Annotated in this window: 10 protein-coding genes, 4 tRNA genes and 3 rRNA genes; 1 reads left to right on the top strand and 16 read right to left on the bottom strand. The window is 33.7% G+C overall.

Features of this window, described 5'->3' with window-relative positions:
• Window positions 1–70: 70 nt before the first annotated feature.
• From rrf to ACRYA_RS02755, 16 genes are all read right to left on the bottom strand, one after another.
• Window positions 71–186: ribosomal RNA gene (gene rrf / locus ACRYA_RS02830) — 5S ribosomal RNA — on the bottom strand.
• A gap of 181 nt (window positions 187–367) precedes the next feature.
• Window positions 368–3,281: ribosomal RNA gene (locus tag ACRYA_RS02825) — 23S ribosomal RNA — on the bottom strand.
• A 358-nt stretch (window positions 3,282–3,639) separates the two neighbouring features.
• A tRNA-Ala gene (locus ACRYA_RS02820) sits at window positions 3,640–3,715 on the bottom strand.
• A 4-nt stretch (window positions 3,716–3,719) separates the two neighbouring features.
• A tRNA-Ile gene (locus ACRYA_RS02815) sits at window positions 3,720–3,796 on the bottom strand.
• A 124-nt stretch (window positions 3,797–3,920) separates the two neighbouring features.
• A 16S ribosomal RNA gene (locus ACRYA_RS02810) occupies window positions 3,921–5,438 on the bottom strand.
• The 16S, 23S and 5S rRNA genes sit together here with 4 tRNA genes alongside, the layout of an rRNA operon.
• Window positions 5,439–5,672: 234 nt before the next feature.
• Window positions 5,673–5,747 (bottom strand) — tRNA-Asn (locus ACRYA_RS02805).
• A gap of 26 nt (window positions 5,748–5,773) precedes the next feature.
• A tRNA-Asn gene (locus tag ACRYA_RS02800) sits at window positions 5,774–5,848 on the bottom strand.
• 124 nt (window positions 5,849–5,972) lie between these two features.
• On the bottom strand, window positions 5,973–7,010 hold the full coding sequence (gene hemE / locus ACRYA_RS02795) for a uroporphyrinogen decarboxylase (protein WP_105916705.1): 1,038 nt from the start codon (window positions 7,008–7,010) through the stop codon (window positions 5,973–5,975).
• Window positions 7,011–7,025: 15 nt separating this feature from the next.
• A complete protein-coding gene (locus ACRYA_RS02790; RefSeq protein ID WP_105912468.1) occupies window positions 7,026–7,538 on the bottom strand; it encodes a YqhA family protein in 513 nt (170 codons plus the stop codon).
• Window positions 7,539–8,576: an aspartate-semialdehyde dehydrogenase gene (locus tag ACRYA_RS02785; protein ID WP_105916706.1), complete on the bottom strand. Its 1,038-nt coding sequence runs from the start codon at window positions 8,574–8,576 to the stop codon at window positions 7,539–7,541. It lies immediately after the preceding gene.
• A gap of 4 nt (window positions 8,577–8,580) precedes the next feature.
• Window positions 8,581–11,145 carry a DNA gyrase subunit A gene (gyrA, locus tag ACRYA_RS02780; RefSeq protein WP_105916707.1) on the bottom strand — a complete coding sequence of 855 codons (2,565 nt, stop codon included), beginning with the start codon at window positions 11,143–11,145 and terminating at the stop codon, window positions 8,581–8,583.
• A gap of 142 nt (window positions 11,146–11,287) precedes the next feature.
• A complete protein-coding gene (locus ACRYA_RS02775) occupies window positions 11,288–11,503 on the bottom strand; it encodes an HP1242/YdcH family protein (RefSeq protein ID WP_105916708.1) in 216 nt (71 codons plus the stop codon).
• Window positions 11,504–11,557: 54 nt separating this feature from the next.
• Complete coding sequence (argJ, locus tag ACRYA_RS02770; RefSeq protein WP_105916709.1) at window positions 11,558–12,748, bottom strand: bifunctional glutamate N-acetyltransferase/amino-acid acetyltransferase ArgJ; 1,191 nt, start codon at window positions 12,746–12,748, stop codon at window positions 11,558–11,560.
• A gap of 2 nt (window positions 12,749–12,750) precedes the next feature.
• Window positions 12,751–13,878, bottom strand: a complete 1,128-nt coding sequence (locus tag ACRYA_RS02765) for a potassium channel family protein (protein ID WP_105916710.1) — start codon at window positions 13,876–13,878, stop codon at window positions 12,751–12,753.
• A 24-nt stretch (window positions 13,879–13,902) separates the two neighbouring features.
• The gene (gene rpmB, locus ACRYA_RS02760) at window positions 13,903–14,091 is read right to left on the bottom strand and encodes a 50S ribosomal protein L28 (RefSeq protein WP_066152839.1); all 189 of its coding nucleotides are present in this window, start codon (window positions 14,089–14,091) and stop codon (window positions 13,903–13,905) included.
• Window positions 14,092–14,156: 65 nt separating this feature from the next.
• Entirely contained in the window at window positions 14,157–15,029 is an 873-nt protein-coding gene (locus ACRYA_RS02755) for a glycosyltransferase (protein ID WP_105916711.1), read from the bottom strand.
• An 87-nt stretch (window positions 15,030–15,116) separates the two neighbouring features.
• Here ACRYA_RS02755 and gmhB point away from each other — a divergent pair, with 87 nt between their 5' ends.
• Entirely contained in the window at window positions 15,117–15,632 is a 516-nt protein-coding gene (gmhB, locus tag ACRYA_RS02750) for a D-glycero-beta-D-manno-heptose 1,7-bisphosphate 7-phosphatase (protein WP_105916712.1), read from the top strand.
• The last annotated feature ends 5 nt before the right edge of the window (window positions 15,633–15,637 follow it).

Here is a 15,637-nt window from a genome sequence, read left to right as displayed (position 1 = left end):
ACCTTGACCTACTTAAATAGAGTAAGACAAGATAAGCTCTTGGTGGGTTGGGTGTTTAAAAAACTCAATGAGCTGGCAGCGACCTACGTTTCCACAAGGGGACCCTGCAGTATTATCGGCGATGAAGTGCTTGACTACCAGGTTCGGAATGGGGCTGGGTATTTCCACTTCTCTTTGACCACCAGCAAATTTGAGTGATAAAAGCTTGTAATAAACTCTTAACACTCAAATTGTGATTTGAGAAATTTAATGCTAAAGTCTTTATAGCTAAAAAAGCTAATTTCATATTTGTATAACTATATATAATCAACACAAATTAAACATAAGTAAATATGCTTAATAAGATAGTAAACCAAAGAAAATTGTTAAAAATAAGCCAAACGTTCTATTAGTACTGGTCAGCTAAAGGGCTTACACCCATTACACACCCAGCCTATCAACCAGCTAGTCTTGCTGGGAACTTCAGGGAAAGTTCATCTTAGAGTTGGCTTCGAGCTTAGATGCTTTCAGCTCTTATCACATCCCAACGTGGCTACCCAACGATGCTCTTGGCAGAACAATTGGTACACCAGTGGTTGGTTCATCCCGGTCCTCTCGTACTAGGGACAAATCTCTTCAACTTTCCTACGCCCACGGAAGATAGGGACCGAACTGTCTCACGACGTTCTGAACCCAGCTCGCGTACCGCTTTAAATGGCGAACAGCCATACCCTTGGGACCGACTACAGCCCCAGGATGCGATGAGCCGACATCGAGGTGCCAAACCTCCCCGTCGATGTGAGCTCTTGGGGGAGATCAGCCTGTTATCCCCGGCGTACCTTTTATCCTTTGAGCGATGGCCCTTCCACGCAGAACCACCGGATCACTATGACCGACTTTCGTCTCTGTTCGACTTGTAGGTCTCACAGTCAAGCTAGTTTATGCCATTATACTCAACAAGCGATTTCCAACCGCTTTGAACTAACCTTTGTAAGCCTCCGTTACTATTTAGGAGGCGACCGCCCCAGTCAAACTACCCACCAGACATTGTCCTGAATGAGGATAACTCATCGCAGTTAGTAACTCAAATATTCAAGGGTGGTATCTCAAGGATGGCTCCGACTCTACTTGCGTCTAGTCATCATAGCCTCCCACCTATCCTGCACATGAATATCCAAGCTACAGTGTCAAGCTGTAGTAAAGGTGCACGGGGTCTTTCCGTCTTTCCGCGGGTAGGAGGAATTTTCACCTCCACTACAATTTCACTGGATCCCTCTTTGAGACAGCTCCCATCTCGTTACGCCATTCATGCAGGTCAGTATTTAACTGACAAGGAATTTCGCTACCTTAGGACCGTTATAGTTACGGCCGCCGTTTACTCGGGCTTCAATCAAATGCTTCGCTTGCGCTGACATCATCAGTTAACCTTCGAGCACCGGGCAGGCGTCACACCTTATACATCCACTTACGTGTTAGCAAAGTGCTGTGTTTTTGGTAAACAGTCGGGAGGGACTCTTTGTTGCAACCTCTCTAGCTTTTTGGAGCAAGTCCATATACCAAAGTAGGCACACCTTATACCGAAGATACGGTGCTATTTTGCAGAGTTCCTTAAAGAGGGTTCTTCCACGCGCCTTAGAATACTCATCCCACCCACCTGTGTCGGTTTACGGTACGGGCAACATATAATAAACTTAGTGGCTTTTCTTGGCACGACAGTATCATCGATTCTCCATCTCCTCCGAAGAGTGTCAAGAGCCTGTAAGATCTCGGTCTAACGTTAAGCGGATTTGCCTACTTAACAACCTACGTCCTTCGACCCACTATTCCATCAGTGAGCTCGATTAACTCTATGCGTCCCCACATCGCGCTTATATGTTGGTATTGGAATATTAACCAATTTGCCATCGTCTACACTTTTCAGTCTCGACTTAGGACCCGACTAACCCTACGATGACGAGCATCGCGTAGGAAACCTTGGGTTTTCGGCGTTAAGGATTCTCACCTTAATTATCGCTACTCATGCCTGCATGCTCACTTCTATCCGCTCCAGCACTCCTTACCGGTATACCTTCAACGCTGAATAGAACGCTCTCCTACCACTCGAATAAATTCGAATCTAAAGCTTCGGTGTACATCTTAGCCCCGTTATATTTTCCGCGCAGAATCACTAGACCAGTGAGCTGTTACGCTTTCTTTAAAGGATGGCTGCTTCTAAGCCAACCTCCTGGTTGTCACAGTAACTCCACATCGTTTTCCACTTAGATGTAACTTAGGGACCTTAGCTGTTAGTCTGGGTTGTTCCCCTCTCGACGACGGATTTTATCACCCACCGCCTGACTCCTGTGATTCCACATATAGTATTCATAGTTTGATAGGGTTTGGTACCGCGGTAAGCAGCCCTAGCCCATTCAGTGCTTTACCCCTATATGCTACAACACAAGGCTATACCTAAATATATTTCGGAGAGAACCAGCTATCACGAAGTTTGATTGGCCTTTCACCCCTATCCACAAGTCATCCCGAGACTTTTCAACGTCAATGGGTTCGGTCCTCCACTGGCTCTTACACCAGCTTCAACCTGCTCATGGATAGATCACTTCGTTTCGGGTCTGCAGCATCTGACTATGTCGCCCTATTAAGACTCGCTTTCGCTACGGCTTCGCACTTGGCTTAACCTTGCCAGACACCACAACTCGCAGGCTCATTATGCAAAAGGCAGTCCATCACCCTGATAAATCATAGGGCTCTGAATGATTGTAAGCTAATGGTTTCAGGTTCTATTTCACTCTGCTCGCTGCAGTACTTTTCACCTTTCCCTCACGGTACTTGTTCACTATCGATCTGTAAGTAGTATTTAGGATTGGAGGGTGGTCCCCCCCAGCTTCAGTCAAAATATCACGTGTTCCGACCTACTCAGGATACTATTAGTATTATTGAGAATTTTAATTACAGGAGTATCACCTTCTATGCTCTAGTTTTCCAACTAATTCATCTATTCTCTTTAATTACACATTATAGTCCTACAACCCCCAATGCAAGCATTGGGTTTGTCCTAATCCCAGTTCGCTCGCCGCTACTATGGGAATCTCATTTGATTTCTCTTCCTCTGGCTACTGAGATGTTTCACTTCACCAGGTTCGCTCCCCGTAGGGTAACATAGTTCTCACTATGCTGGGTTGCCCCATTCGGAAATCCTCGGATCAAAGCTCTTTGGCAACTCCCCGAGGCTTATCGCAGCCTAATACGTCCTTCATCGCCTCTTACAGTCAAGGCATCCACCATTAGCCCTTAATAGCTTATTATTAAATCTAAATAAATTTAGATCTACTTTTTTTGCCTAGAGTAATTAATTAAAATTACTCTAAATTTGATAATATTCTTTGGCTACTATCTTATTAAACATATAGTTTAACAATATAGTTGTGTTATCTATAGTTTTTAATATCTCTATTAAATTTTAGATATGAAATTTTTTATTTAAAATTAAATATTTCTATTTAACTTTACGAAAAAATTTTAAAGACTTTAACATTATATTTTTAAATATCATACTACTTTAAATAACTAAAGTTATTCAACGTAACGTTTCTGATTAAAACCAGATATAAACTCTTATTTATTTAAAAGCTTATATCTAATCTCTTATTCTTTATATACATATGGTGGAGAATAGCGGGATCGAACCGCTGACCTCCTGCGTGCAAAGCAGGCGCTCTCCCAGCTGAGCTAATTCCCCATAATGGTGGGCCTATCAGGACTTGAACCTGAGACCTCACGATTATCAGTCGAGCGCTCTAGCCAGCTGAGCTATAGGCCCATATTTACCTATAAATTATCTGTTGTTCTTCCAAATAATCTTTACAAACTAAATATATGTTGTTAAAAGTAGTTTTTTTCTTTTTTATTTATATTAAGAAACAAATCTTAATACTTTTTCTTTGAAAGGAGGTGATCCAACCGCAGGTTCTCCTACGGTTACCTTGTTACGACTTCACCCCAGTCGCCAAATCCACTGTGGAAGGTAGCTATTTTAGCATCCCCGCTTCGAATGAGTTCGACTCCCATGGTGTGACGGGCGGTGAGTACAAGACCCGGGAACGTATTCACCGTAGCATAGCTGATCTACGATTACTAGCGATTCCAACTTCATGTAGTCGAGTTGCAGACTACAATCCGAACTGGGAGATATTTTATAAGATTTGCTCCACGTCACCGTATTGCGGCTCTTTGTATATCCCATTGTAGCACGTGTGTAGCCCTGGACGTAAGGGCCATGATGACTTGACGTCGTCCTCACCTTCCTCCTACTTGCGTAGGCAGTCTGTTTAGAGTTCTCAGCCGAACTGTTAGCAACTAAACACGAGGGTTGCGCTCGTTGCGGGACTTAACCCAACATCTCACGACACGAGCTGACGACAGCCGTGCAGCACCTGTATATAAGTTTCTGCAAGCAGACACCAATCTATCTCTAGAAAGTTCTTACTATGTCAAGTCCAGGTAAGGTTCTTCGTGTATCGTCGAATTAAACCACATGCTCCACCGCTTGTGCGGGTCCCCGTCTATTCCTTTGAGTTTTAATCTTGCGACCGTACTCCCCAGGCGGTACACTTAATGTGTTAACTGCATTACTGCAAGATCAAGTCTCACAACAACTAGTGTACATCGTTTAGGGCGTGGACTACCAGGGTATCTAATCCTGTTTGCTCCCCACGCTTTCGCATCTCAGCGTCAATAATGTTCCAGTAGATCGCCTTCGCAATCGGTATTCCTTCTGATCTCTACGGATTTTACCCCTACACCAGAAATTCCATCTACCTCTCCCACATTCTAGATTAACAGTTTTCAAAGCAGTTCTATAGTTAAGCTATAGGATTTCACTTCAAACTTATCAATCCGCCTACATGCTCTTTACGCCCAGTGATTCCGAGTAACGCTTGCACCCCCCGTATTACCGCGGCTGCTGGCACGGAGTTAGCCGGTGCTTATTCATATAATACCGTCATTATCTTCTCATATAAAAGGAGTTTACGCACCGAAATGTGTCATCCTCCACGCGGCGTTGCTGCATCAGACTTTCGTCCATTGTGCAATATTCCCCACTGCTGCCTCCCGTAGGAGTCTGGACCGTGTCTCAGTTCCAGTGTGACTGATCATCCTCTCAAACCAGTTATGTGTCATTGTCTTGGTAGGCCATTACCCCACCAACTAACTGATACAATACAGGCTAATCTCTTACCAATAAATCTTTCCCTTATTAACTTAAGTTAACAAGGAGTATAAGGTATTAGCAATCGTTTCCAATTGTTATCCCTTAGTAAGAGGCATATTACCTATACATTACTCACCCGTGCGCCACTTAGCTGACAATTATAGCAAGCTATAATCCGTTCTCGTTCGACTTGCATGTGTTAAGCACGCCGCCAGCGTTCACTCTGAGCCAGGATCAAACTCTCCATAAATTTTTGATTAAATCTTACTCTAATCTTTATGTAGTGTTGAAACTGACATTTTTGTTTTTAATTACTTAATTACAAAATTATCACTCAAATTTATAGACAAGTAATAAATATTTTACTATTTATATCTTGTTTCATTTTTTTTACTTTTAACAATCATTATATTTAGTTTACAAAGATTACTTCTTAAACTTCATATCTATTTTAAAGAACTCTAATTTTAATAAAATTATAAAATGGCTCCGGCACCTGGGATCGAACCAGGGACCAAATGATTAACAGTCATCTACTCTACCGCTGAGCTATGCCGGAAATTAAAAATCATTAAAAAGAAAAAATGGCTCCGGCACCTGGGATCGAACCAGGGACCAAATGATTAACAGTCATCTACTCTACCGCTGAGCTATGCCGGAATCTTTCTTTATCGTTAATGGGGTGGAATTATAGTAAAAATAAAATTTATTGTCAAGAGTATTTGTAATAAATTTAGAATTTTATAAAATTTATTACAAATAAGATTAAAAGTAGCAACAACTACTACTTTTTACTCACCTTTTGACACTCTTTTACGAAATGAATTGCATTTTCAACTGGAACATCAGGTAAAATACCATGTCCTAAATTAAATATATGTCCTTCTCCACACATTACATTCTGAATCGCTTCAACACATTTTGTTGTCTCTTCTTTTGAATATAATCTACATGGCTCCATATTGCCTTGAAGCACATATTTGCTTCCAAGTTTCTCTTTTGCTAGTGCCATTGGTGTTCCCCAATCTACTCCAAATACATCAAAGTTACCATAAACTAGCCCTCTTTCAATAAAAGAAGCAACTCCTTTTGGAAACATAATAACTGGGATATGAGGATATTTATCTTTTATATATTCAGCTATTTCAACCATATATTTCCAAGAAAACTCATCATAACGACCTGGCTCTATAGCAGATGCCCAAGAATCAAATATTTGAACAACATCAGCACCAGCTTGGATTTGTTTTTCTAAATAAAATTTAATAACATCTGTTACTTTTCTTAAAATTTTATGTAAAAATTCTGGATTAGAATACATTATTTTTTTACAAAGATTATATGTTTTTGTTCCTTGACCTTCAATCATATAAGTTGCTAATGTCCAAGGTGCTCCTGTAAATCCTATTAAAGCTTTATCTTGTGGCAATTGTTCTTTTAAAAGTTTTATAGTTTCATAAACATAAGTTAATTTATTAGCAGCTTCTTCACCACCAATTAATTTATCCAAATCAGCTTCAGTTTTAATTGGATCTTTAAAAACAGGACCTTCTCCTTGTAAAAATTCAAGGTGCATTCCCATCTCATTTGGAATTACTAAAATATCACTAAATAAAATTGCAGCATCAACTCCTACAATATCAAGAGGCTGAATAGTAACTTCAGCAGCAAGTTTTGGATTATGGCAAAGATTTAAAAAATTTCCAGCTTTTGATCGAACTTCCATATACTCTTTTAGATATCTTCCTGCTTGTCTCATCATCCAAACTGGAGTATAAGGAGTTGGTCTTCTAAAACATGCATCTACAAAAATTTTTGACATAATTAATTCCTTTTTTTATTTTTTCCCAACTTTACCCGTGAAGTAAAGTCCAACAGCAAGTGCTACTATTGCTAATGCAAAATATAGTAACTCAAGTGGTGTTTCATATTTTGTATGTAAAACTCTTTGAAAGTAATTTACTACTAAAACCATAATAATAACTTTTGCTATTTTATCTTTTAGCTGATCAAGTGAGCTAATATTTAAAATAGAGTTACAATCTTCTGGAGTGCAAGCTGCATCTATTTTTGAAATAAATAGTTCATAAATTCCAAAAGAGAATATTAATAAAACAACAGCTATTAAATATAGATCAACTGCACCAATAATTCCAGCAACAATATCTTCATGAAAATGTTCAGGATGAGTTCCATTTATAAATGTTGTAAAAATAAATTTTGCTACATTAATTACATCAACACTTGCAACAATAAATAAAATTACTGATCCAAAAAAGCCAAAAATTACAGCAAGAATTACTATAAATCTACTTTTCCAAAGAGCATTTTCAAAAAATTTTTCAAACATTTACATATTGCTTTCTAACTCAATCCATTTCAAACCGATTCTAACTGCATTTGTAGCAGCTCCAACCCTTACTTGATCTGCAACATTAAAGTAGTGAACAATATTTGAAGCATAAACATCTTTTCTAATTCTTCCTACATAAGTGTAATCTGTATCAGTTGAGATTATTGGCATTGGGTATTTTTTATTTTCTAAATCATCTATTACTTTTACATTTTCAAAATTATCTAGTGCATTTCTAACTTCATTAACATCAACATCAACGTCATCATTAAATGTAACTGTTAAAGATTCACTATGAGATCTTAATACTGGAACTCTTACACAAGTTGCTGCAACTTGAAAGTTTTTATGCATAATTTTTTGAGTTTCATTTACCATTTTCATCTCTTCTTTTGTAAATCCATTTTCCATTGCAACATCTATTTGTGGAATTACATTTAAAGCTATTTGGTGTGCAAATGCTTTAATTTCTGTTTCATCTAATCTAAATGCAAAAAAATCTTGCATCTGTTTTACAAGCTCTTCCATTCCAGATTTTCCAGCACCAGAAACTGCTTGATAAGTTGAAACATCTACTCTTTTAATACCATATAAATCATCAAGCGGTTTTAAGCTTTGAACCATTTGAATTGTTGAACAATTTGGATTTGCAATAATTCCAGTTTCTCTCCAAAGTGCTATATCTTGAGGGTTAACTTCAGGAACAACAAGTGGAACTTTTGGATCCATTCTAAAATGACTTGTGTTATCAATTACAACAGCTCCTGCTTTTACAGCATGTTTTGCAAATTTCTCAGAGACACTTCCACCTGCACAAAAAAATGCAATTTCAACTTCTTGTTCTTCAAAAACAGTTTCTGTAAGTTCTAAAACTGTAACATCTTTATTTAAAAATTCAATTGTAGAACCAGCACTTCTAGCGCTTGCTAGTGGAATTACTTTATTAACTGGAAACTTTAACTCTTCCATAACTCTAAATACTTCTTCTCCAACAGCCCCAGTTGCTCCTACAACTGCAACATTAAACTTTCTCATTTTGCTATTCCTCTTCTTTGTTATCTATAATAATATCTAATAAATTTTCTTCTTCATCTTTTGAAGACTCTATTATTTCACCATCTTCGTTATATCTAATAATATTTCCATTTTCATCAAGTTCTATCTCTTCATCTTCTTTTGGACATTTTGCTATAGATACAACTTTATCATCTTTATCCATATTTACAATTATTACACCACTTGTATTTCTTCCAGCTTTTCTAATTGTCTGCATATCAACTCTAATCATTTTTCCAATTGAAGTTAAAAGCATTAAATCTTGAGTATCATCAACTAAAACTTCACCAACAATATTTCCAGTTTTTGGTGATAATTTCATAGCAATAACACCTGAACCTGCTCTATTTGTAAGTCTATACTCTTCTATTGTTGTTCGTTTTCCAATTCCTTTTTCAGAAACTGTAAGAATCTCTTGTTCTTCATTATCAATTACATCTGCATCAACAACAATATCTGTATCAATTTTAAACTTAATACCTCTAACTCCTCTTGTACTTCTTCCTTGATCTCTTGTTTTTTCAAGTTCAAATCTAATACATTGACCAAGGCTTGTAAATATCATAATATATTGAGTTTGTACATCTGCAATTTTAGCTGTCACAATCTCATCTGTATCATCAAGAACTATTGCTCTTACTCCATTACTTCTGATATTAGAGAACTCATTTAATGATGTTCTTTTTATAACTCCATTTCTTGTAAAGAATACTAAAGATTTAGATTCATCAAAATCTGGAGTTGGAATAATTGCCATAATTTTTTCATCAGCTCTTAGATTAATTAAATTTACAACAGCTTTTCCTTTTGCCGTTCTACTTCCCTCTGGAATTTTATAAACTTTTAACCAATAAAGTTGTCCCATATTTGTAACAAACATTAATGTATCATGAGTATTACTTACAAAGAATCTCTCGATGAAATCATCATCATGAGTTGTAACTGCAACTTTACCTTTTCCACCTCTTTTTTGTCTTTCATAAGATTTGATAGGAACTCTTTTCACATAACCATTATGAGTAATAGTAACTACCATTGGCTCATTTGGAATTAAATCTTCAATATCAATTTCATCATAAGAGTCTTCTATTTCTGTTTTTCTTGGAGTTGAGAATTTTTCTTTTATCTCATTTAACTCCTCTTTTATAATTTCGTTTAATTTTTCTTCACTTCTTAAAATTGCCTCTAATTCTGCTATTAATAACATAAGTTCAGCATATTCAGCTTCAAGTTTATCTCTTTGAAGACCTGTTAATCTTCCTAATCTCATATCTAATATTGCTTGAGATTGAATTGAACTTAGACCAAATCTTGAAGATAAATTATCTTTTGCTTCAGTATCATTTGCACTAGCTCTAATAATTTTTACAACTTCATCAATATTATCTAAAGCAATTTTTAAACCTTCTAAGATATGTGCTCTTGCTTTTGCTTTTTCTAAATCAAATATTGTTCTTCTAATAATTACAGTTTTTCTATGTGATAAGAAAATATTTAAAATTTCTGGAAGATTAAATACTTTTGGCTCTTTATTGTAAACTGCAAGCAATATAATTCCAAATGTTGTCTCCATAGGAGTTGATTTATAAAGATTGTTTAATACAATTTCAGCCATTGCATCTTTTTTTAGCTCAATTACAACTCTAATTCCATCTCTATCAGATTCATCTCTAACTTCTGCAATTCCTTCGATTTGCTTATCTTTTGCTAAATTTGCAATAAGTTCAATTAATCTTGCTTTATTGACTTGATATGGTAACTCATCAATAACAACAACATCTTTTTTTGCTTTTGATTCTATATGATGTTTTGCTCTAATTCTAACACGTCCTCGTCCAGTGTTATAAGCATCAATGATTCCTCTTCTTCCAAAGATTGTTCCACCAGTTGGGAAATCTGGACCTTGAATAAATTCCATTAAATCTATTGCTTCAGAACTTGGATTATCAATTAAATGTAAAATTGCATCTAAAAGTTCGCCAAGATTATGAGGTGGAATTTTTGTTGCCATTCCTACAGCTATACCTTCACTTCCATTTAATAAAAGAGTTGGAACACGTGTAGGAAGAACTGCTGGTTCTTTCATCGTATCATCATAGTTTGGTACAAAATTTACAGTATCTTTATCTAAATCTCTTAAAACTTCTTCTGCAATTCTAGTCATTCTAGCTTCTGTATATCTCATTGCAGCTGCACTATCACCATCAACAGAACCGAAGTTTCCTTGCCCATCAACCAAAGGTGCTCTCATAGAGAAACTTTGAGCCATTCTTACAAGTGCATCGTAAACAGAAGTATCACCATGAGGATGGTACTTTCCTATAACATCTCCAACAATCCTTGCAGATTTTTTATATGCAACTTTTGAAGTTAAATTTAAATCATGCATTGCATACAAAATTCTTCTATGAACTGGTTTTAATCCATCTTTTGCATCTGGTAATGCACGTCCAATAATAACACTCATAGAGTAATCTAAATATGAAGCTTTTACACTATCTTCAATATTTATATCTACAATATCTTGGTTCTCAAAAAGGTTTTCCATAAAATAAGGCCTTTAATATAAAGTTTTCTTAAAAAAATTGTTTTTATTTTAGCTAATTTATACTTAGGAATAGTTTTTTATAAAAAAAAGGAAGCAGAGAAAACTCTACTTCCTTTTTTAAATATTAAATATGCTTTTAAAACTATTTTTCAGCTTTATATTTTACTATCATAGAGTAAATTTCATCTTTAAGTTTTAATTTTTCTTTTTTCTTTGCCTCAATAGTAAATTGGTCAGCATGTGAATTTTCTAAGTTTGTGATTTCATGATCTAAGTCATTATGTTTATCAAAAACTTTAGTAAAGTGTGCATCTTTTTGTCTTAATTCTGCAATTACATCTCTGTGTTCGTGAAGCATTATCTATCCTTGTTTAAAATTTTAATCGAGATTATATATAAAAAGTTCTTAATATTAACTTCTATAATCAGCATTAATTTCTACATACTTGTATCCTAAATCACAACCATAAGCTGTAAAACTCTCATCTCCTAAACCAATATCACAAATAATTTTGTATTGGTCTTTTTTTAAAACATCTGCTGCTTTTTGCTCAATAATAGAGTCAAAACAGATTTCTCCTTTATTAAATACTACAACATCATTATATGAAATTACTAGTTTTTCATCATCACAAGCTATTTGAGAAGCTCCAATTGTTGAAGCAATTCTTCCAAAGTTTGGGTCTTCACCAAAAAGTGCTGTTTTAACTAAAAGTGAATTTGATAAAGCTTTTGCTGCTTTTATTGCATCTTCTTTCGTTGCTGCATTTTTTACTTCAAAAGCTGCAACTTTTTTTGCACCCTCCCCATCAGCTACCATTAACATTGCCATATCATGCATTACTAATCTTAAAGCTTCACTAAATGCTTCTTTATCATAAGCATTTGATTTTCCATTTGCTAATACCATTACAGTATCATTTGTTGAAGTATCTCCATCAACAGAAATTGCATTAAAAGTTGTCTCTTTATTTTTATTTAATGCCTCTTTTATATCTTCATAAGAAGCAGCCGCATCCGTACAAATAAAACAAAGCATAGTTGCTAAATTTGGATTTATCATTCCAGCACCTTTTGCAACAGCTCCTATTTTAAATGAGCTTCCATCTTCAAGTCTAACTTCATAAAGGCAAGTTTTAGGATATGCATCTGTTGTCATAATTGCTTTAGATAAATTTTCACCATTTTTAGCTGTTAAATCAAACTTTTGAGAACCAGCTACTAATTTTTCAATTGGTAATGGATTCCCTATAACTCCTGTACTGCTCATAAGTGGGTTTATCAATTTTTCATTAGCAAAGTCTAATTTAGAAAAAAGAGTATTTATATCTTCTATTCCTTTTCTTCCAGTCAAGGCATTTGCATTTTTTGAATTAATTAAAACAAAATTTGTTTTAAAATTTTCACCATATTGCAAAAAATGTTTTAATGGTGCTGCTTGAAATTTATTTTCTGTAAAAATTGCTGCAACTGTACAAGCCTCTTTTGTATATATAAATCCTAAATCATTATTTCCATTTGGTTTAAGTCCAGCATGGATTCCATCACAACAAAATCCATTTATTTGATCAATGTAACCTTTTATTGGTAAAATTGTAAACATTATTATAATTCCTTCGGTTGATTTGTTAAATTTAAAACTCTTTTTGCTTTAAAAAGACCTTTTTGTGAACCAACAATTAAAAGTTTAGAGTTTTTATTTATAACTTTGTCTCCATTTGGAAGTTGAACAAAAGCTCCACTTGATTCAGTTATTCCAATAATAGATATTCTAAGAGTATCTCTTAAATTTAGTTCTCGTAACTCTTTTCCAACTATCCAAGAATTCTCTTTTATTAAAAGATCTTCCATTGTTATTGGACTATCTTTTTTGTATAAAAATTCATCTAAAATATTTTCCATATCAGGGCTTATTGCCATAGCACTTACTCTTTTTGCCATTAAAGAAGGAGGTGCAACAACTTTATTCGCTCCTAGTTTTTTAAGTCTTACTTTTTCATTGTGAGTTTCAGCATTTGCTATAATCAAATATGGATTTCTTTCTAACTCTTTTTCATAAAGTCTTACAGATGCTATAAGCGTAATATTATCAGAGATATTTTTTGATAAAGTAATAACTCCTTTTGCCGAACTTAAATGAGATTTTAAGAAAGCTTCTTCTTTATATGGTTCTTCTTTTACAAAATATGGATAACCATGCTCTTTTGCAATAGCTTCAATATCATCACTTGAATCAACAACCACAAAAGGAATTTGATTTTCTCTAAACTGTTTTGCAACTTGTGCAGTATATTCATTGTGATAACACAAAACAAAGTGTCTTCTTAATCTTGCTATTTTGTAAAGCATTCTTCTCTCCCTTAAAAGTTCTCTTAAATTACCATTTGTAAAAACATCAATTACAACTCCAACTGCAAAGATTAAACTCATAAACCCAGCTAACATTAAAAATACAGTAAATAATATTGTCTCATTTTTAAAATTTGATTCATTTAAAGCACCAAAACCAGTATTTGTAATAGTATAAGATGTTTGAAAAATAGCTTGCATGATGGTATAGTCTTCTAAATAAACATAAGCCAAAGTACCAACCATCATAAGGATTTGAATTAAAATCAAAGGCGATCTAATTGGTTTTAGTTTTGAGTATATAATAGGATTTAGATCATATTGTGGAATATTTGAATTATATTCCCATTTGAAATATTTTTTGAGTTTTATGAAAATGCTCATTTAAGCACTTATTCTAGTGCTTAATTATGAGTGTTTTTTAAGAGTTCTTAACTCTTTTGCAGAAATTTTTAACTTAGTTGTTGTTCCATCTTCTAATGTAACTCTAACTGTTCTAATATTTGGTAAAAATCTTCTTTTAGTTCTGTTTTTAGCATGACTTACGTTGTTTCCAACCATAGGTCCTTTTCCAGAAATTGCACATCTTCTTGCCATTTTGGTATTCCTTTTTTATAGTGAAAAATAATTCAGAATTCTATCTTAAAATTCTTAAGTTAGAGTTAAATTTTTGTTAAAATATCATTAAATTTGTCAATATTTTTATCTAAACTCATTTCAAGTGCAATATTTCTATTTTGTTTTTTAATTTTTTTAAGTTCATTTTCATCAAATAAAATAGCATCTATTTTAAAAGATGTACTAGGGTCACTTGGATTTTCCATTGTCGCATAAACATCTAATATCTCTTTTGCATCATTATTCATAGTAGAAAAAACTACACATTTACAAAACATAGCTTTTATAACACTACTCGCAATATTCTTGTTATAGCTTGGAAGTAAAAAAACATCACTTATGAGATAGATTTCATCTAATCTCTCTTTACTTTCATCTAGCAATATAATTTTTGGTTCTAATTTTGAATATTTTGGTAATGTAAATTCCAAAGCTGCCAATTGTTGTTTTGTTCCTGCAATAATAACTTTAAAATCAATAAATGAAAGATTTGAAACTATTTGTAAAAACTCTTTTATTCCACTTGTTTTAAAATTTTTTGCTGTAAAAAATATAATTTTTGTGTTTACTGTAAGAGAAAATCTCTCTTTATATTTTTCTTTTAACTCTTTTGCTTTTTGATATTTTAAATCAACACTTGGATAAATAACTTTTATTTTTTCATGGCTTATTTTTGTTTTTGCTAAAATTAGATTTAGATTTGAAAATGAGTTTGTAACTACAAATTTGGAATTTTTTATAAAATCTATTGAATTTTCATCTAATTCTCCACTATGAAAATATATATCTGGATATCTTTTTTTTGAAAAAAACTTTGTAATAAAAGATGATTTTTTTAAAATTTTTATATCATCTCTAACTTTTAGTTTATTTATTAGAGTATTACTTGTTTTATAGTAGATAGTTGTTTGTTTCATAATTTAGTTTTCCTATTTTTAAAGTTGTAATTATAGTTAAAAGTGCTTTATGATATTATTTAAACTTAAATTGTAAGGATATGTTATATGCAAAAAAAGATTATCTATCTTGACAGAGATGGAGTTATAAATGAAGATTTTGGATATGTTAGTAAAATTGAGGATTTTAATTTTGTAGATGGAGTTTTTGAAGCTTGTAAAGAATTTTTAACTCTTGGATATGAGATTATTGTTGTTACAAATCAATCTGGTATTGGAAGAAATTATTATAGCGAAGATGAATTTTTAGAACTTACTAAATATATGAAAAATGAGTTTAAAAAAGAAGATATAGATATTTTAAATGTATATTATTGTCCACATAATCCAGATGAAGATTGCTCTTGCAGAAAACCAAAAGCTGGAATGATTTTACAATCTTTAAACGATTTTGAAATAGACTTAAATAATTCATGGCTAATTGGTGATAAAATAAGTGATATTGAGTGTGCAAAAAATGGTAATATACCAAATAGAATTTTAATAAGTGAAAATATTGTAGATAGTAAAGATTTTTTGCTTGCAAAATCATTGCTAGATTCAGTAAAATATATAAAAAAGTAGGAAAA

It is taken from the genome of Aliarcobacter cryaerophilus ATCC 43158 (assembly GCF_003660105.1).
Lineage (GTDB): Bacteria > Campylobacterota > Campylobacteria > Campylobacterales > Arcobacteraceae > Aliarcobacter > Aliarcobacter cryaerophilus.
The sequence above is the reverse complement of the archived record's forward strand: the minus strand, read 5'-3'. Positions and strand labels throughout refer to the sequence as shown.